Source organism: Granulicatella sp. zg-84, from assembly GCF_010892375.1.
GTDB lineage: Bacteria > Bacillota > Bacilli > Lactobacillales > Aerococcaceae > WM01.
The window spans coordinates 50,106-70,687 of record NZ_WNJX01000006.1 but is presented as its reverse complement, the minus strand read 5'-3'; the positions used below and the strand labels follow the sequence as shown (position 1 = coordinate 70,687).

At 34.9% G+C, this 20,582-nt stretch carries 14 protein-coding genes; 2 read left to right on the top strand and 12 right to left on the bottom strand.

Going from position 1 to position 20,582, the window contains the following annotated elements; genetic code table 11:
• From GMA06_RS02540 to GMA06_RS02510, 7 genes are all read right to left on the bottom strand, one after another.
• Positions 1-3,176: Cna B-type domain-containing protein (locus GMA06_RS02540; RefSeq protein ID WP_163561590.1), on the bottom strand; the 3,176-nt coding region annotated here is incomplete at its 3' end.
• A gap of 415 nt (positions 3,177-3,591) precedes the next feature.
• Positions 3,592-4,368 (bottom strand): hypothetical protein, encoded by a 777-nt coding sequence (locus GMA06_RS02535; protein WP_163561589.1) that lies wholly within the window; start codon positions 4,366-4,368, stop codon positions 3,592-3,594.
• A gap of 453 nt (positions 4,369-4,821) precedes the next feature.
• Positions 4,822-5,556 (bottom strand): hypothetical protein, encoded by a 735-nt coding sequence (locus GMA06_RS08385; protein ID WP_205422869.1) that lies wholly within the window; start codon positions 5,554-5,556, stop codon positions 4,822-4,824.
• Positions 5,553-6,863 carry an McrC family protein gene (locus GMA06_RS02525; protein WP_163561588.1) on the bottom strand — a complete coding sequence of 437 codons (1,311 nt, stop codon included), beginning with the start codon at positions 6,861-6,863 and terminating at the stop codon, positions 5,553-5,555. Before GMA06_RS02525 ends, GMA06_RS08385 begins: the two co-directional genes overlap by 4 nt.
• Before the next feature lie 15 nt (positions 6,864-6,878).
• Entirely contained in the window at positions 6,879-9,863 is a 2,985-nt protein-coding gene (locus tag GMA06_RS02520; protein WP_345940865.1) for an AAA family ATPase, read from the bottom strand.
• 470 nt (positions 9,864-10,333) lie between these two features.
• Positions 10,334-11,215 (bottom strand): nitronate monooxygenase, encoded by an 882-nt coding sequence (locus GMA06_RS02515; RefSeq protein ID WP_205426176.1) that lies wholly within the window; start codon positions 11,213-11,215, stop codon positions 10,334-10,336.
• Positions 11,216-11,286: 71 nt separating this feature from the next.
• A complete protein-coding gene (locus tag GMA06_RS02510; protein ID WP_163561587.1) occupies positions 11,287-11,583 on the bottom strand; it encodes a TetR/AcrR family transcriptional regulator C-terminal domain-containing protein in 297 nt (98 codons plus the stop codon).
• 176 nt (positions 11,584-11,759) lie between these two features.
• Between GMA06_RS02510 and GMA06_RS08470 the strand changes: the two genes are divergently transcribed.
• Positions 11,760-11,906 (top strand): DUF5960 family protein, encoded by a 147-nt coding sequence (locus tag GMA06_RS08470; RefSeq protein WP_240328825.1) that lies wholly within the window; start codon positions 11,760-11,762, stop codon positions 11,904-11,906.
• A gap of 388 nt (positions 11,907-12,294) precedes the next feature.
• On the opposite strand, the gene GMA06_RS02505 is transcribed toward GMA06_RS08470, so the two are convergent.
• The 3 genes from GMA06_RS02505 to GMA06_RS02495 all read right to left on the bottom strand — a co-directional run bounded on the left by GMA06_RS02505 (position 12,295) and on the right by GMA06_RS02495 (position 15,824).
• Positions 12,295-12,609, bottom strand: a complete 315-nt coding sequence (locus GMA06_RS02505; RefSeq protein WP_154632456.1) for a MazG-like family protein — start codon at positions 12,607-12,609, stop codon at positions 12,295-12,297.
• A gap of 520 nt (positions 12,610-13,129) precedes the next feature.
• Positions 13,130-14,839, bottom strand: coding sequence for a 23S rRNA (uracil(1939)-C(5))-methyltransferase RlmD (gene rlmD, locus GMA06_RS08465; RefSeq protein ID WP_240328824.1), 1,710 nt, complete (start codon positions 14,837-14,839; stop codon positions 13,130-13,132).
• Complete coding sequence (locus tag GMA06_RS02495) at positions 14,832-15,824, bottom strand: serine hydrolase domain-containing protein (RefSeq protein ID WP_163561586.1); 993 nt, start codon at positions 15,822-15,824, stop codon at positions 14,832-14,834. Before GMA06_RS02495 ends, rlmD begins: the two co-directional genes overlap by 8 nt.
• Before the next feature lie 121 nt (positions 15,825-15,945).
• On the opposite strand from GMA06_RS02495, the gene GMA06_RS02490 reads away from it, so the two are divergent.
• On the top strand, positions 15,946-16,932 hold the full coding sequence (locus tag GMA06_RS02490) for an aspartate-semialdehyde dehydrogenase (RefSeq protein ID WP_163545642.1): 987 nt from the start codon (positions 15,946-15,948) through the stop codon (positions 16,930-16,932).
• Between the two features lie 129 nt (positions 16,933-17,061).
• On the opposite strand, the gene GMA06_RS02485 is transcribed toward GMA06_RS02490, so the two are convergent.
• Together GMA06_RS02485 and GMA06_RS02480 are read right to left on the bottom strand one after the other, a co-directional pair.
• Positions 17,062-18,813: an ABC transporter ATP-binding protein gene (locus tag GMA06_RS02485; RefSeq protein WP_163561585.1), complete on the bottom strand. Its 1,752-nt coding sequence runs from the start codon at positions 18,811-18,813 to the stop codon at positions 17,062-17,064.
• The gene (locus GMA06_RS02480) at positions 18,803-20,569 is read right to left on the bottom strand and encodes an ABC transporter ATP-binding protein (RefSeq protein WP_163561584.1); all 1,767 of its coding nucleotides are present in this window, start codon (positions 20,567-20,569) and stop codon (positions 18,803-18,805) included. The genes GMA06_RS02485 and GMA06_RS02480 overlap by 11 nt, the downstream gene beginning before the upstream one ends.
• Positions 20,570-20,582 lie beyond the last annotated feature (13 nt).

Genomic DNA, 20,582 nt, shown 5'->3' with positions numbered 1-20,582 from the left:
ACGTTCACTTCATCTACTGTATAGGTGTAAGCCACTCCAGTATTGTCTGTTGCTGGTAAATCACGCCATGTATGGCTTGTTGTACCTAAAGTCAATTCTACGGCTTCGCCATAAACTGCTCCATTTTGATACAACTGTACTGAAATCGTTGGTTTTTCTGTTGGTCCATTCACCCAGACTTTGTTTACAGTGTATTCCGTTTTTCCTGGTACATACGTATTCGTGATAGTATTATCTACAACTGCTTTTTCATACCCTGCAGGAACGTTGACTTCATCTACTGTATAGGTGTAAGCCACTCCAGTATTGTCTGTTGCTGGTAAATCACGCCATGTATGGCTTATTGTACCTGAAGTCAATTCTACGGCTTCGCCATAAACTGCTTCATTTTGATACAACTGTACTGAAATCGTTGGTTTTTCTGTTGGTCCATTCACCCAGACTTTGTTTACAGTGTATTCCGTTTTTCCTGGTACATACGTATTGGTTATCGTATAGCCATTTTCTTGATTTCCTTCCACATCAACAGTATATGTATGGTCACCTACTGTTACTCGATTGTTCGCTTCACCAACTTCTTTCACTGTGTATACATTTTCTACATTTTCCGATCTATATTTTGGAAGCTTCATAAATGTATATGTCCAATTTCCATTTTCTGTTAATTGAACAGGGTTTCCTTCTGGATTACCATTTTTATACAATTGAACAGTAACACTCGTTTCTTTAACACGACTAGCCCATTGTTTTGTAACTTGAACTTGTATCTGTTTTTCCCATCCTGCATACGCATGCAATACATTTGGAGTGACAATATTGGTAATCGGTGTTGTTCCAGATGCAAATCGTAATGAAAAATCGAATGGATTGGCATCTCTATTTGCTACTATTTCTGCATCTGTTATTGGATTATTATCTTCTGTGCCATCTGCATGATGATTATACCAACCGACTAAAGCATACGTCGGACGTGTCGGTTGAGAAGCGTCATCCAATAATTTTAATTGTGGAATATCTGTCCAAGGATCAGTTGAACTATATATTGTATATAAAAACTCTTTTTCCGTTCCGGAATCAAAAGTTCCGCCATTTGCATGATAAATCATCTTAGCACGTTGTCCTAAAACAACTTGCTTAGTCATTGGATTTAATACAAAATCCCACATTCCAACACTTATATGATCTGAAAGTGGTGCAATCGGTTGAGTAGTGTCTTTACTTACATAATGTAATAACTTAGCATCTTCACTAGTCGCTTCATAAGCATTTGTCTTTAATTTTTCATTTGCAAATTCATTATTATTCGCCCCTCTAGCAACAACATAACCAACGTGACGATTGGCATTTTCAATATATCCCATAGCGATACCGGTAGCTATCAATTTAGGTGTTTCACTAATAGAAACATTAATTGGTTTCGTCAATGCTCCCGTTAAAATAATGGAAGATTGTCCTTCTAAAACACGCACATCCCCATTTTGAATGGTGGCATTTGGCGTGATAATGACATCTTTTGCGGCGTAAATATTTTCACCACTATATTCGCCTTTTTTCAACTGGTGATCATAGCCGGTAGCCCAATCCCCTTTTGAATTGTTTTGTATAGTCGCATTATCAACTTTTAAATACCCAGCATTATAGATACCACCAACCATTTGATAAGCGTTATTACCGGATATATTAGCACCGCCTGTTAATGTTAAATTACCTTGATTATAAATAGCACCCGCATTATTGGAATATGTAGGACCAGTTATAATACCTGAATCCATAAGCACGGTATTACCTGGTCCTATAAACATGCCGCCACCATACGACCAGTTTCCATATGTATATGCCGCATTATTTATTAATCTAGTATTTTTCAAAGTTAAATCAACACCAGATACTTCATCACGTTGATTTGAAATCGCAATAGCAGCACCTGATACATCTGCCATAAAATTACGAATAGTTGTATTTTCTATTTTAGCAGTAACGGTACTACCTGTATAAAATGAAATAGCTCCACCATATTTAGCAGTATATTTTCCTGCATTCCAAAATGCTCCACGACCTTCTAAAGTAGAATCGATTAAATTAAATGTTCCACTTCCAACAACTTGGATTAACCCACCTGCTTCTTTAACACGTGTGCCATCTCCTACAGACATAGTTGTATTGGAAATTGTCAAATGTGATCCTTCTGAAGTAATTGCTCCACCTGCAACACCAATTTCCCCTTTTCCCTCTAATAAAGTAAAATTAGAATGATGAACTTCAGCATGAGATACATTTTCAAATTTAATAGCTCCTCCAGTATTAAATGGACCAGCAACTTTAAATGTTGTTCCATAAATAACAACTTCACTATCAGTTGCTTCAATAGCTCCACCTTGATATCCACCTTTTGTTTGCCAATCATCATTGCTATTTTCTTCAAATACCGTAGTAGTTTTATCAGTTGAAGCTGCATCTTTATTAATATAAAGTTTAGATCCACCTTCTAGTTTGATCGCTCCACCTTCTCCATTTGAACCATTTGGTGAAGATCCTGATCTGTTATGACTAAAGCGTCCACCTACAATATTAATCGTACTCGTTCCAGCATAAATCGCTCCACCGTGAGGGGCTAAAATAGGATCACCCGGTTTTTCAACGACAGGGGTATCTTTTTTAGTTGTATTTTCTATAAATTCAACATTTTCTAAATTTAATGTTGCATGCTCCGAAAAAATAGCTCCACCACTATAACGTTGTTTATTTACAGTATCTATTATGTTCTTTTCAAATAATTGAGTCGTTCCTTTTTTTACAATGGTATTTTTTAGCGTTAATGTTGCACCATTAGTAACAAGAAATAAACGAGATTGATTATTCCCATTAAGACGAATATTTTCAAAAGTAACTTGTCCACCAGAAGCGATAAACATATTCTCTATCAAACCGTTTGTTGTTAATTCAACACCATCAGATGCTGTTATTTCAACTGTTTTTTGGGATAAATCAATAGAACGAGATATTTCGAAAGAAGAATTAATTAGAATATTATCGCTATTTGATTCCAATGCTTGAATAAGTTCATCTTGAGTATTAACAGTAACTGTTGTAGCATAAATCGTTTTCAAATTCATACAAAACAAGCAAGTGAAAAAAATCACAAATACTGAATGCCATTTTAAACTTTTTGTACTCATATTGTGCATACTCCTTTTATACTTTATTTTTTGATAAAAATTTGAATATATTATTACACATATTATACGACCAATCATCCGTAATTTGTCAAGGATTTATTCGGAAAAACTTTACAATTTATTGTCTAATTCATCATTTTGACATTTTTTTGAAATGTATCAACAATAAAAGTTATTCAGGGAATATGTTAATGTAGTAGAACGAATATTTTATTCTGTATTTTTTGTTTGTTTTAAAAATATCAGGTCTTAATAATATAAGTCTTAAAATTTATGAAAAAGGCAGCAAATACTGTATATTGTTAAAAGATTATAGAAATTTTATCTTATTGTGATTGTAGTGAGTATTCAAAAAAAGAAGTTCTATAATAAATATATGAATAAAGACTTGAAACTATAACTCAAGTATTTGATTTTAACTATTCAATTTTTCTATTTTGCTATTCCAAACTGGAATAGCAAGTAACACAATTACTAATATATAAACTATCTTATCTACTATAGTATTATTAAGTAATTGAATATGATCTGTTGCCTTAATATTCGAATTAAACATATTAATAACTGCTGTAGAAAAACTAATCGCTAATGGTATAACTACAGATAAACCAATAACAGAAATAACATAATTTAACATCTTACTTACGTGATAACCAAAATCCTGATCTGGCTCGTTTAAGAGAATTCCCATAAAGAAATGATCTCCAAGACCGATAATTCTCGTCCAGCAACCTTCTGGCTGATTGCCCTCCTTACACAGATACACAAGGATATCGTCAATATAATTCTCATGTCTACAACTATCTAGGAAAGACATTTCTCTTGTTTTTTCAACTTCTTCATCAGCATCATAATAATGAAGCATCTCGATTTTATCCTCATAACGATTCGCTAAGCTTCTATCCTCATCTGCAAAGAAAAGGAAATCATCTTCAGCGACGGCTCCTACTCTAATAAAGGATCTTGTTTCTTTAGATGTTTCCCAAAAGCTTGCATTTCCGTCCTTTATTTGTGCTGCTGCAATTACTTCTAATGTCAATTCATCTTCACTATCATAGTAGCCGTAGGTAAGTACACCATTTGCTTTCTTTGCACCAGGGAAATCAACAAGAGCAGCCTTCGTTGTCTTTGTTATTGGTAATACACAAAAGTGTTGATAAAACGGTCTAAAACCTGTCTCTTTATAATTCATCTATTAGTCCTCCTTACTTGATATGTATACGCATATTAAATAGTCATTGTAAGAAGTCTCCTACTAAACGACCTTACTTTAAACCTAACCTCATTATCTCTTCGCAAACCTGGAGGAACTTTTCATATAATTCTCCATAATCTACATAAGTTTTATGTACTGCATAGAACACCGCAGTGTTCACCTTCTTATTACCAATCAAACTATATCGTAATGGTTTGATCTGAATTTTCTTTAAATGAGCATATCTTTCTTCCTCAATACACATGATGATATTTCCATTCTCAAAAAGGCAGTATATCGATACCACCCACCAATTCATATAAGGTGTCACACTTGAAGTACCTTGGCCATACTGTCCTTTAAAATCTGCCCATCACAAATCGGTCTTTCCTTAAAAACATAAGGAATCTTTAAACCTTGTGCTTTTTTTGATTCAGCATTTCTATCTGCCTACTCAACAAAATGTGTATATGTATTTTCAAAGGTCGTAGGAGAAACCATCTGACTTACTTCACTTGTATGGTTAGCCTGTCCAGATTTCTGAATTTCAAATGATACAAGGCGTTTCACTTCACCAATACACTCATCGATTGTTTCCAGATAATAGAACCACGTGCCATCTTTAGCTTCATCGCAGTGATAAGAGGTCTTTTGTGCCCAGTCAGAAGTAACATTGAATATCTTATACACTTCTTTCTCGACACTAATTCCGTATACCAACAATTCTAGAATGCCTACTGAAACGATATTCTTTTCTGCTGATACAGTTACCGGAATTAACTTAAGTGTATTTTTAATCCCATCAAACAGGTCATTAAGGCGAAGTGCTATCGTATCTACAACGGCAGCACCTTCTTCAAATGAGCCATTAGTCCATACTCCTCGTATACTATCTTCCTTTTCACCTCTACATCTGTAATATACAGGTCCAGAATAAAGATAGTCTTCACCTAAAACAAGATAGTTTCCGTCATCAGTTCTTTCAAAAAGATGTGAGTGTTTTTCAAAATCGATACCTTCATTAGTTCTGTTATAGCAATAATCTGCCGGCAAAAAGCTGTTCCTGTTCATAGGATATGTAGCTGTCACAAGACTGTACAATTGATCCGGCGTCATCTTTGATGTAGTTCCATTTGAGCTGACATAGTCATTGATGACTTCTATTACTTTTTCCTCGATTGTCATGACTCAATCACCTCCAGCTTATCTCTTAATTCTTCCAGCGTTTCTGGCATACGTGTCAGATCAACAAAATGCAGTCTGACTGTTGTTCCATCGCCAGATTCAAATTCTATATCAGAATAATCACGCACCTCATCATTTAATGGGTAGAGAAGCCAGATTTCTGATGTTTCATATTTCTTAGAGTAAGCATACATTTGATACATATCACTTTGAGAAATACCATAATTGGCGTGTTCACTATTGATGAGGCTTTTCCATTTGGTATCCATTATGACGATTCTATCACCACGCTTACAAACGATATCTGGTCTCAGCGCAAACTGGCGTCTTGGATCCATGAACAAATAATATCCTTTGTCCTGACTTGACACTTCCCAGCCTGCCGGTCCTAGCACCTTCTTTATTTGCTGCACTACATAACTTTCGTATACACTCTCCATTGGAAATAACAATGCCCTTGATGTATTCTTACCAGAGAATGTTGTAAATGATTTATTCATAAGAAATACCTTAGACCACTGCATAAGCATTTCATAGTCTTTCGTATTTCTATCAATTTTCACCTGTGAAAAATCCTTCGTATAATTCGTTGAAGGTTCCACCATTTCAAATGTTGTCAACAACTGTTTAATCTCTTTTGAGTTTTCAGTACTCGTTGTCAACTTCTGTAATTTAAGTAATGTCGCTTTGACAAGTTTATTCTCTGATCTATTTGGATGGAATTCATCATAGGCAACATAGAATCTTTCCCTATGCGCCATGTTTGTTTTTATGTGCTGGCTTGTAAGAAGTTTCCCTTTATAGAATTTGAGATTATCTTCTTGTCCAACATATGCAGATTTAATGCCACGCTTAACCAGCTGTCGTACTTCTTGCAGATACATATTTATAAAAATCTCATAGAGATTCATGCGATCCACTTTTAAACTAGAATCATTAAATACCTTACTAGGAAAATCCTTCATGCTTTTTAGCATCTTCAGGAATATTCTTTTTGTTTCCTTATTACCAGTGTCTTCTCCAGAATCAAAGCTAATCTTAGGAAGTATCTGTATCTGATAACCGCTATTCATCTGGATCAAACCTACATAATTCTTGATAGTTACGATATCACCAACATTACGTTTATAAGAAATGTGCATAAAATCCAATGCATCAGCATTTTTTTCATCTCCTGAGAATTCATGGATAAATTCCACAAGATTATGGAAAGTCGCTGTATCAAGATATTTATATTTTTCATCATTTTCGAAATCAACATTTCCGGTAATAGTATCAAACTCTCTCACCTCTAGCAATTTATCCATTTATCTCACCACGCTTTATATAATCTGTTTGTAACTTTCAAGGTTATCAAATGCCTCACTGTTGATGGTGTATTTCTTGTCAGGAAGATCAACAACATCATCTGCATTGCCCTTGAATATACTTTTGACTTTAACCTCTTCGTCAAGAATGAACTTCGTTGAAGGATCTGTCTTTCCATTATCACCAAGGACCAACTGGATCTTCTGATAATCTTCATAGAAGTATTCCTGAAGAAGCGGAATAACAGAATTTTCGAAGATTGCCCTTAGGGTTTCTATTGTTGGATCTTTTGCAAGTTTTGTAAAGAACGCATGACCAATTGTATGTTCTCTGTCATAGAGGAAAGTAATACGTTCATTAATCTTTTCAAGCATTTCTACAACATCAAGATCATCTACCTTGTCAGCACTAATATCTCTGAGTACATTCGCATCTGGCATCATCTCAACAAACTGAAATCTTCTACGAAGGGCAGTATCCATTAAAGCAATCGAACGATCTGCAGTATTCATTGTTCCAAGAATATATACATTAGACGGAACACTAAACAGATCTCCTGAATAAGACAGAACTGCCGCAGCCTGCTCATCCATTCCTTCTCTCTTAGTGTCTTCGATCAACGTAATCAATTCACCAAAAATCTTTGAGATATTTCCTCTATTGATCTCGTCGATAATAAACACATAATTCTTATTTGATGACACCTTATTATTTTGAACTAAATCACCAGATTCAAGCACAACTTTCGACACTTTAGCATTACGATCAATTTCATTACTCTCTGGCATAGTTACACCTTTACAAAATGCTTTAAAAACTCCATCTTGAATCGTATATCCTATGTCATCTCCAAAATTCAATACTGGTTTGATGCCTTCGATAAATTCCTCATATCCATAAGACTGATGGAAAGTAGTAAACGCCACTCTACCTGTATCCAGCAGTTCACGATAACGAATCATCACTTCGTCATAATCCATAGCTTTTACACTATCCAGATCAAGCTGATCACAAATAGCCACAGCGTAAATTGCAGTGCTGTATGTTTTACCTGTTCCTGGAGGGCCATACAGGATCATATTTTTATCGTATGCAATTACTGATTCTTCCTCCGTTGTAAGATCAATATGAGATAAATCCATTCCCTTTAATGCCTCCCCCAATTCGTTTCTAAGTTTCCAAGAGTATCTACGTTTACCCTTTTCTACTACATATCTCCCAACAAACGGAACTGTGTAATAGCGCTGACGACCTCCATCAACACAAAGTGGACAATTCGTCTTTCTATGTACTCTCTCACCAAAGATACGTCCCCAGTTATTATATGAACCAGCTGAACCTCCATAGATTTCAGCAAGATTAGCACATGTAGATTTCCCACCCAGTTCAAGTATCATCTTGAACATTTTTAGGCTATCTTTATTTGTAACATCCGGATCATTAAGCAATTCGGTCCACTTCTCTTTTGTGATTCCCGGATCATATTCTTCTAAACTTGGCCAGTATGTAACGTCGTCAGCTTTCTTGCCAATTAGTTCTAACCACATCTTTTTCAATTCTGGTAAAACACTTGATTTAATCTCGATACCAGATCCCATTGGACTCCACTGCTGGTCAGGAAGTGTAGTTTTAAGGTCATCCTGCATCAACATTGATTCTGTATCATAATCTTGAATCCAGTCATATTCTGTATCTATGTGATTAGATTTAACTCCTGCTTCAGCTTTTTCAGGATCGTAGTGATCTGCTTCATAAGCGCCTTTCACTACATATCCATGAGCAAGAATTCCTCTAGGTTTAGAACCTGTCTTAATCAAGAAAATCTCATCACCAACAGTAGGTTGCTTACTTGCACAAGTCCAAGACTCAACAAATTTGTTTCCAAGCTTTGTATCTTTACACCATGTTTTGTAGTTTGTCCAATTCCAGCTTGCAGGATTCCATGTTAACAGCCATGCACGGCCAGTTGATTGTGTAGAGAATTTTCCAATGACATACTCGTAATATGGAATGATCTTCTTTACTGCGGCCATTACATCAGCGTCATATTGTTCGTTTGTTTTACCCTCTGCTGACTCAACATAAACACAAAGTTGAACCTTTCGAATTTCACCTAAATCAATCTTTGCTTTGATCTGATCTACCGAGTCTGTAATGATTGCTGGATTTCCCCACTCGTCACTTCCAGACACATAAACCATTCCATCTTCTTTCGGAATATCTAAATGAGAATGGTATAATGCCATCGTTTTCTTATCAGTGCCATCATTCTTTATTTCCAAACTAATGCGGTATCTTGTCATACCATTGTCTTTCTCAACAAACAAAGAAATACTAGTAGGATTAGCTGCGTAATCCTTATATTTTATCTGCGCCCAGAGATATTTTCTAGTCTTCGTGTTTGAGCCATCCAGCCAAGAAATAGGCAAACATTTATCCAAGCCGAACAATTGCTCGCAACTCGCTGCCATCTTTTTCATTTCAGCAACCGCTGCCTGTCCTTTTTCTTTAACCTTAAGTAGTCTATCCTTTTCTACTGGATCAACGCCGACTGCCTCTGGATTTGAATATGGAACTTCCTGGTTATTCCCCAAGTAATCCAATACTCCTTTGTAATCGATATCAATTGCTACCATTTTCTTTATCACCTCTTGGTACTGCTTCTCAACAAAGAAAAATAATTCTTCCATTGTCATTTGGAGACCGTTTATATCAAACTTATCTGACATACTTAATACCGTAGGATACATTTTATCAGGAAACTCATCCATCATTGAAAGTCGTCTTGAAGTAGAATCAACCGTTGAATCCGCTCTCAAATAATTCTGTATATGCTTTTCATTATCGGAATTAACCCACCATAGCACTCTAACAGAATCAACTTTATTTATTATCAATGATTGAGCTTTCTTTACTATATCCGACTTCTTAAAGAATATATCTTCACGTGTCGCACTCGATTTCATCGTATACTGTTCCGCTGCTAATAACGCTGCCACAATCCAGACCGCATCATTAACACTGTATTTATTCTCAGTATCATTATTAGTTACCTGAATACACACTAACACTAAATTATATTATAAACCAAATGAGTAATATTTCCAATTCGTTTTGAATATGTCCCCAAGTAGTTGATAAGATCGATAAAAACTAAGGCTTTTCCAGATTCATTTCTTTCGTTTAGCGATAGAACTCAGAAAAGCCTTTGATTTCAAAAGTTTTTCTTACTTAGATGTGCTTATTTTTGACAGTAATACGACCGCCTCCACATGTGCCTAGCAAACTCCTATACTAGAGAACGAAAGTGGCAGCTTGGCTTTGAAATTATATTATTGAATGAAATACAGTTACAAATACATCGAACACCAGTATACACTAAAAGCCTAGTCAGATTCTGAATAGGCTTAATTTTTTTATTAAAATTTAAATTGACTAGCTCTTACAAGTTCAACCTTAGCACCCTCAATCACTTCACTAAGAATAGATTCGACAGATTTAATTTCAGTGATAAGTGGTACAATTTGTCCTGCCATACTGCACCTTCCACCATATCTCCATCAATCATAGCCTTTTTAAGAGAACTTTCAGCTACTGTACGAAGAAGTTCCGCAGCAACTTCCTTAGTATTATTTGCTTCAATTTCAATCATTTCATCTGAAAGTTTATTTTTAATTTGGCGACAAGGCTCATCTGTGGAATAACCTGTAATAACCGTTGACATATCACCTGCATTAATTAAAGCTTTTTTAACATTTGGATGAACTGAAGCTTCTTCCGCAGCCATAAAGATTGTTCCCATTTCAATACCTTCTGCTCCAAGAGCAATCGCAGCCGCGAAACCACGTCCATCCGCAATACCACCTGATGCAACAACTGGCACACTCAATACATCCGTAGCTTGTGGAACAAGAATAGTGATGGCTTCAACTGTAGTATGACCTCCACCTTTTTCAGCAGCAATTGCATCAGCAATAGTTGAAGCCTTCAAAATTATTTTACATCCCGCATCATGCCAAAGTTTAAAATAATGAAGACAAATTTGTTCATCTACATTAATCAGTGTATCTGCATATATAACTGGTGGTTTTATTTCAGAAATCAACTTAGTTAAACGATCAAGGTTCTCAGGTATAAGAACTGTATTGATACCAAACGGTTTATCTGTCAATTTTCGAGTTTCCTCAACCTGTTCTTTAACAAACTCATCTGGAGCAAAACCTACGCCTAGAACTCCTAGGCCTCCAGCATTAGAAACCGCAGCAACCAATGGTGCTGTTGAAATCCAAGCCATAGGCCCTTGAATAATAGGCTTTTCAATATTAAGTACTTCACAAACACGATTAGACATATAAAGTCTCCTTTATTTTTATTTGTGATTAGTCTAACAAAATAAAAAAAGTGATTAAAGACAAAACCTCTTTATTTGTCGACCAAAATCCGCTCAAAACCATTACTCATAGATGTAGCTATCATCTCAACCACCTCTTCTGCTGTATGACTCTCATAATTTTCAATCCACCAACTGACTGTAGATAATACACTAGAAGCATAGAGTTTGCAAAAAAGTGACATTTTTTCTTTATTAACTTTAGGATATTTTTGAGAAAAAGTGAGCGCAATCTCTTCTTCAATTTGTACTTGCATCATACGATAAGGAGAATAGCCCTCTAAATTCAACTGAAAAATAACTTTAATTAATTTAGATTGCTTAGCCATTTCATCAAAATAAGTTACTGTCTTATCAATATCAAAATATTTTGGACTCACTGTTTGATGTAAGATAGCTATATACTGAAAAATAAACTCATCACAGATAGATTGAATAGGTTACACTAAACTAGACAAAAATTATAAAGTGTTCTACACTGAACTAAAGAAAAGAGGAATCCCTTATGTCTAGAAAACCATACCTTAAACTGAATAAAGAAAATGCCAAGAACAATCGGAACCACTACTATCTATTCAGCGTTGAGCCTATCGAGAACAACAAACTCATCAGAAAATATGTCTACCTAAAGACTGTTTGCTCTACAAACTAAAAAAACGATTCTTTTGGTATCAATATTGAAAAATATGAGTTTTTTAATGATTTGTCAAGATACCTTATTTTTCATTTTATTTAGTCTATAAGCATACTTTTTCAGCGAGTTCCTAAAATGCTTCTCTCCCAAACTTCTTATTACTTTTCATCTACCACTCCTAACAAATGTAAATATTTAACTTTCAGATAATGTGTTTTCATTTTGAACACTGCTTTTCTAATCATTTTCTATATTATAATGTCTTAGAAGACGAGATATTATCATTGTTTAATTGTGATTCTTATGAAAATATTTTAAAACCGCATGTAGCTAAAAATAGTTACATGCGGTTACTTCATACGTAAAGTATTTTCTAACTATCCACTATAGTTGAAAATAACCTACTTTACACTTTCTTGGCCGGAGTGGATAATTTTGAACCATTTTCATTATAGATTCTTTTTTCATTGACTACAATTTTTTCAATGATTGCAGTTTCAAGATCTACATTGAGAATTTCAGAAATACCAAGTAAAAAAATAGCTACATCTGCTAATTCCTCTGCAATATTTGAAACATCATCCTTCAAATATGCCTGAAATAATTCATTAACCTCTCCATATAAACATAGTAACTCAAATTTAATATCTGTAGTATTAAAGCCTTTCATTTTTTTATTTTCTAAAATCTTCTTTTGGCAATCTTTTAATGACGTAATCATATTATACAATCCTTTCAACTTTTATAAATTTATCATACAATATTTTGTCCTCTTTGGAAACTTTATGTGCTACCTCTATAAAACCTACGTTTCGTTGTGATAGATATCCCCTTATATCCCTAGTTGTTTGTTCGTCAATCATTGAATTAACCTCATCCACTAACAAAAATTTAGAAGACAATAGCACCCCTCGAGCAAGTGCTACTCTTTGCTTTTCTTCCCTAGATATATTGAATATATTAACATATTTAAAAATTGTATCAAAAACAGTTCTCACACTTCTCTAGACCAAACCTTTCTAGAGTTTCATTTATAAAAACAGGGGGGTACATTTATTCCCATAAGCCCCTTGTCTATGGAAACAAACCCGTACCCACTAGGGTTTATGGGAATAAATAATTCTACCATCAAGCTTTCAATCCCACCACTTCAACTTCAACTCTCACTCTGATACTTACCCACCATACGACAAAACACCTTGATGTCAAGGCGTTTTACTATCCCTTTCGTTCAAAGGATTCTAAGATTTTACGAGCAGAGCTACGCACTCCACATGACTCGTCCCAGGGAACATGTCCACCGGCTGAACATATTGCACAACATACCCGTACTCACCATACAAAGCAACATCTCGTGCCATTGTGGCTGGATTACAGCTCACATAAACAATACGGCTAAGATTTAACTTAGCAGAGGTATGAATGAAACTACTATCTAATCCTTTACGAGGGGGGTCAACAATAAGAACTGTTGGTCTTAACGCACTTTGTTTTATTTGAGTAACTTCTCCTAAGATTATCATACCTGTATTTTCTATCTCTCCCCCGTCGTTTACTCTACTCTCATTGTCTATCCCTTCTCCATCATTTACCCTACTCTCGTTGTCTATCTCTCCCCCATCGTTTAATTCACTTTTAATTTCTGAACCTCCCCCACTATTCAACTTACCTTCATTCTCCATCTCTTCCCGACCGATTAATCTACCCCTATTTTCTAAACCTCCCTCTCCATTTAACCTACTTTTATCGTCTAAACTTTCCCTATGAACTACAGTTCCTCCATTATTCGTTTCTCTCTCACCTACCATATTATCTCCACTATCTACTCTCTCCCACATTTTCACCCATTTAGATAGCACTGTTTCGGCAGAACCGACTTCAAACGTCATATTGTGCACATGATTAGCTAGAGCATTTTGTTTTGCCATAACAATAGCATCCTCAACAATTTCCATAGCATAAACGTGTTTAACTTTATCGGCTAGGCAAATGCCAATCGTTCCGATACCGCAATACGCATCAATCACACAATCTTCTTGTGTTAAATGAGCTGCTTTTATAGCTTCTTGGTATAGTTTTTCTGTTTGTTCCGGATTTACTTGATAAAAGGATTTTGAACTAATTGCAAATGTTTTATCCAGTAAAGTATCTAAAATAAAGTCTTTTCCATACCATATTTTCTGTTCGTTACCCATAATAACATTGGTACGTTTTGTATTGATATTTTGAACAATGCTCTTGACGTCTGGTGCTCTATCTACAATATCTGCAACTAATTCATTTGTCACACCTTTTTTCCCATTTGTTATCAAAACAACTTGTACCTCTCCTGTATGTATTCCACGTCTAATCATAATATGGCGTACAATACCTTTGTGTGCTTGTTCATCATAAGCTCTGATGCTGTGCTCTCTCAAACAGTTACGTACAATTAAAATAATATCGTCAATGCGTTGGTCTTGAATAACAAAATCTTCCATGGGTACAAATTCATGACTATTTTTTCTGAAAAAACCTGTTGTTAATACACCATTGATGTTTCTAACTGGAATTTGTGCTTTGTTGCGATATTTTGTCGTATGTATTGCACCAATCGTTTGACGAACATCTATATCTGACATCTTAGCAATTTTGTACATAACATTTTTCACTTGTTTTTGTTTAAATAATAATTGGTGTTCATAAGCCATATGTTGTAAGGGCATTGTTCCCGTCCATGTTCCTTTTTTGTCTAAAATAGGTACACGGTATATCGCCTCTTTTTTCAATTCGACTAATTTACCAATACCATAGGCTTTGTTTACTTTAATAACTTTAATAATCGCTTCTTCTTCTGGCAATAAATTATCAACGAAGATTGGGTATCCATCTATTTTGCATACTCCCATTCCTTCATGTGTCAAATCTTGACATATTACCGTGTAAACTTGATTTTTTTCTATTTTATTCATGATTTCCTACTTCCTCTAAATAACACTCTATCAGTAAATCTCTTAACTCATTATATAGGGGTGTATCTTGCAATGTTAAAATCCGATTGGATAAAAAAATCATAGCTTTTTGTGTTTCCAATTCAAACATGACTAATGTTCCTGTGAAACCCGTATGTTTTATCCATGTTTTTCCCTGATACACTTGTAACTGCCACCCTAAAGAGCGGGTATGACATTTTGTTTCTGTCCAATCTTTTGCTAAATGCTCTACTGAATGCTCTGATAATACTCCAACACCATTGTATGCTCCTTTATTCAAATATAACCTTACTAAAGCAATTACCGTTTCTAAACTTGCAAATAATCCAGCACTACCACATTGTCTTTTCAACTGGCGCGCTTTGGGATCATGCACAATCCCTCGCTCAGACAATACTTCAGTTGGCACACATCGGCACGCTTCAAAAGGACCGTATCCTATATTTTTTAATGCTAGTTTTTGAATACATTGCTCATCAAACACATCAGCAATGGGCTTTTTATAGACAGCCTCCACCAGTTTTCCAGCTAAGACAAAATTGGTATCCGTATAAAATACTTTTCCAAATGTATCACTTTTTTGATACCGACATAGCGCTTCAACAAGTGAATCACCTGTTAATAAATGTCGATTTTTAATATAACCTGTTAATCCTGATGTATGCGTCACTAAATGACGAATGGTCAATTCTTTTTCAACCATATTCGGTAAATACATGGATACTTTATCATCAATATCTATTTGATTTTTTTCTAATAATTGAAGTAATAAAAAACTAGTGACAAACACTTTCGTTAAAGAGGCTAAATCATACATCAAACTGTCTTTTAGGGGCTCTTTATCATGTGTATATCCCTGGACAAACGTTTGTACCTTTTCTTTATCCAAAAAAGCGACACTATATCCAGGAAAAATATCATTTTTTCTATAATTTTCTAATAATTTGATTGTTCTTGAATACATAAATGACCTCACTTACTTACCTTATCATAAACATTCGTCTTAAACAACTTGTATACCTATTTGACAGGCTTTTTTTTAATGTTATAATGCTAAAGTAAATGAAAATTTAAGGAGAGAATATATGGCAAATTTTGCAATTGTAGGTGCAACTGGCGTTGTGGGAACAAAAATGATTGAACGTCTTGCACAAAGCAACTTACAAGTGGATCATTTATATTTAATGGCATCAAAACGATCTGCTGGAAAAACATTACAATTCCGTGGGAAAGATATTGTGGTCGAAGAATTAACAGAACAATCTTTTAAAAAAGATATTGACTATGCCTTATTTTCAGCAGGTGGAGGAACTTCTCTAAAATATGCTCCTATTGCTGAAGCAGACGGTGTTATTGTCATTGATAACTCAAGTGCATGGCGCATGGATCCAAGCATTGATTTAGTTGTTCCTGAATGCAATACCCCAACATTAAACCGCAAAATCATTGCAAACCCAAACTGCTCAACAATTCAATCTGTTGTCCCATTAAAACCATTACACGACGCTTTTGGTATAAAACGTGTTGCTTACACAACTTATCAAGCTGTATCTGGTTCTGGACAAGCTGGTATTAATGATTTAGTAAATGGAGAAAAAGGCATTGCACCAACAAACTATCCACATCCTATTTATAATAATGTACTACCTCATATTGATGTATTCACAGAAAACGGCTATACAAAAGAAGAAATTAAAATGATGAATGAAACGAAAAAAATTCTAGGATTATCAGACGATGTAGCCATCACGGCAACATGCGTACGTGTTCCTGTATTAAACTCACATTCTGTTGACATCAATGTGACATTTGAAAAAGACACAACTCCAGAGGATATTCGTCGTATCTTAGAAACAGCACCTGGCGTTATCGTAATAGATAACACCACACAAAATGAATACCCAACACCTCTACAAGCTACTGGAAAAGATGACGTACTTGTTGGACGTATTCGCCGTGATATTTCTCAACCAAACAGTTTCCACATTTGGTGTGTAGCAGATAATATCCGAAAAGGTGCCGCAAGTAATGCTGTACAAATCGCAGAATTATTAGAAAGCAAAAAAGCCTAAATAAAATATATCAAGAAACAGCTTAGTATCATTATTGATACCAAGCTGTTTTAATACCATTTATTGAATTTTAAAGAATGCAAATAGGGGAGTGAACGATGAAACGTTCACTCCCCTTTCCATACTTTCTTACTCATTTTCAAACTGGCTATTGTATAGGTCAGCATAGAACCCACCTTGAGCCATTAGAACATCATGATTGCCTTGTTCAATAATATTGCCATCTTTCATAACTAAAATTAAATCTGCATTTTTAATGGTTGATAATCGATGAGCAATAACAAAGGATGTACGTCCTTCCATTAGTTTATCCATTGCTTTTTGGATAAGTTCCTCGGTACGTGTATCTACAGAACTTGTTGCTTCGTCTAGGATTAACAATGGAGCATTTTTTAGTAATGCTCTAGCAATCGTTAATAATTGTTTTTGACCGACTGACAAAGAAATGGAATCATCTAAATATGTATCATAACCTTTCGGCAATGTTTTAATAAAATGATGTACACCAACTGCTTGACAGGCTTGTTTCACTTGTTCATCTGTAATGTTTTCTTGATTGTAGATTAAATTTTCTTTAATGGTTCCTTCAAACAACCACGTATCTTGTAAAACCATACTAAATAAGTCATGAACAGCTTCTCTTGTCATATCTTTTATATCGACACCGTCAATCTGAATAGAACCACTGTCAATTTCATAAAACTTCATTAATAAATTGACAATAGTTGTTTTTCCGGCACCTGTTGGCCCAACAATTGCGACTTTTTGCCCCACTGTAGCAATAGCTGAAAAGTCATGGATTATCGTTTTTTCTTTATCGTATCCAAATGATACGTGTTCAAACACAACATGCCCTTTCACATTGTCTAATTGATTGATTTTATCTGTTTCATCCGCCATTTCTGGTTCTGATAAAAATTCAAAGACACGTGACATGGCTGCTCGCCCAGATTGTAGAACATTTAAAGATTGTGCAATTTGTGATAAAGGCTGTGAAAAAATACGAACGTACAACATAAATGCGACTACTACACCAAAGGTGATGTCACCATTTAATGTTAAAATTGCACCAACCACACAAACCATAACATATCCAAAATTTCCTAAGAAAATCATCAATGGCATCATAATTCCAGATAGAAATTGTGACTTCCAAATAGATTGATATAAAGCATCATTCAATGACTCGAATGTTTCTTTTGTTTGGGATAATCCATTATAACTTGTCACGACATGGTGCCCAGAGTACATTTCTTCAGCATAACCACTGACGGCAGCTAAGTTCTTTTGTTGTTGATAAAAGAGCCCTCTTGATTTACTCATTAAAAAGATAACACCGACAAGTCCTAATACAACAGTAAAAATAGCAGTCAACGCCATCAATACATTTGTTTTCATCATCATAAAAATACTACCAAATAGTAAGACAACAGATGATAATAATCCACCTAAACTTTGACTTAGTGATTGTCCCAAAGTATCCACATCATTTGTCACACGAGATAAAGTATCTCCTTGTACATGGCTATCAAAATATTTTAGTGGTACTTTATCCAATTTTACACTAATAGCACGTCTTAAACGATTGGTTAATTTTTGTGTCATCGTCGCCACAATAACCCCTTGCATATAAGACAATACCGCACTAATCACATATAAAATACCTAATGACATGGCAATAGAACTAACTTTATCCATATCAATCCCTGTGACAATCCCTTTAGCAATTTCATTCGTAATCTCACTTACTCTATCTGGTCCAATAACAGTAATCGTACTCGCAATGACTGCACCAATTACTGCCACAATAAAAGGAATTTTAAAACCTTTAACATAAGGTGCCATTTGTACAAATAAACGTTCTTTTTCTTTATTTTCCATGTGCTAATTCCTCCTTCGATAATTGTGAGTAAGCAATTTCTTGATACACTTCGTTTGATTGCAATAATTCTTCATGCGTTCCTTTTCCAACGACTTGTCCTTTATCCAATACAATAATTTGGTCGGCATCCATAATGGTTGAAATACGTTGTGCGACAATCAATTTGGTCATTGAAGCTGTTTGTTTTGCCAATGTTTCTCTTAACATACGATCTGTTTTGTAATCTAAAGCAGAAAATGAATCATCAAAAATTAAAATTTCAGGCTTTCTAGCCAATGCTCTGGCAATTGCTAAACGCTGACGTTGCCCACCAGAAAAATTCGTTCCTCCCTGCGAAACAGAGGCAAACAAAGCATTTTCTTTCTCTTCTACAAAATGTTTTGATTGTGTTAATTCTAAAGCTTCCCACATTGCTTCTTGACTTAATGGCGTTTCTTGACTAGACCCAAAATCTAAATTTTGGTTAATTGTACCACTAAATAAAACAGCTTTTTGTGGAATGTATCCTACTTTTTGATACAAATCATTACGAGAATACTCACGAATATCCACACCGTCAATTTCAATAGCACCACTTGTCACATCGTAAAAGCGAGGAATTAAATTGACTAGTGTACTTTTTCCACTACCCGTAGAACCAATAAACGCTACGGTTTCTCCCGCTTTAGCTGAAAACGAAATATGCTCAATAACCGGTTCAGCCTCTGGAGAATATTTAAAACTAACATCACGAAATACAATATCTCCTACTTGTCCATTTGTTTCTTTAGAGTGTGTAGGATACTGAATACTAGAGGATAACTCTAACACAGCATTGATACGTTTAGCAGAAACTAAGACACGCGGTAAAATCATAAATACGATTGTCATTAACATAAACCCAATAACAACTTGCATAGCGTATGAAGAAAATACAACCATGTCACTAAAAATAGTTACTTTATCTGGCATAGCTGCGTCATTGATTAAACGTGCACCAATAAAATAAACCGCTAATGTCAATCCACTAGAAATCAATGTCATCACGGGCTGCATCAATGACATAATAGAGCTAACAAAAATATTTGTACGTGTCACATTATCATTTGCTTTTTCAAATTTTTTATTTTCGTATGTTTGTGCATTGTACGCTCGTACAACTCTTAGTCCCATCAATTTTTCACGTGTCAATCCATTTAATTTATCGGTTAACTGTTGGATAAGCGATTGTTTTGGAAATGCCAGTGTAATCAACGCTAGCAACATTAAAATTAATACAAAGACAGCTACAACTGTAGCAAGCATCCACTCTGTACTTTTACCAATAATTTTTGTAACTGCCCAAATGGCCATGATAGGTCCCTTTGTCGTCACTTGTAATCCTAATGCAATGATGATTTGCATTTGTGTCACATCATTCGTCGTACGTGTTAATAGACTTGGAATAGAAAACTGCTGAATTTCGGCTTGTGAATAGTCCATAACACGATTAAAAATATCACGTCTTAATGATGCGGTAAAACTAGCGGCAACTCTAGCAGCTAAAAATCCTACAGTAACAGATGCAAGTAAACTAACAAGCGATAAACCTATCATTTTACTACCGGGATTGAAAATATCGGCAGTTGTTGTCCCTTTTGTTTGTAGTAATTTTGTAATATCAGACATATATTCTGGTATTTTTAATTCAAGAAATACTTGAAAAGCCACTAAACAGGTACTTAGTAATATCATAAGTATTTCTTTTTTTGTTAAACGTTTAAATAGTTTAATCATTGTAACCTCCTCA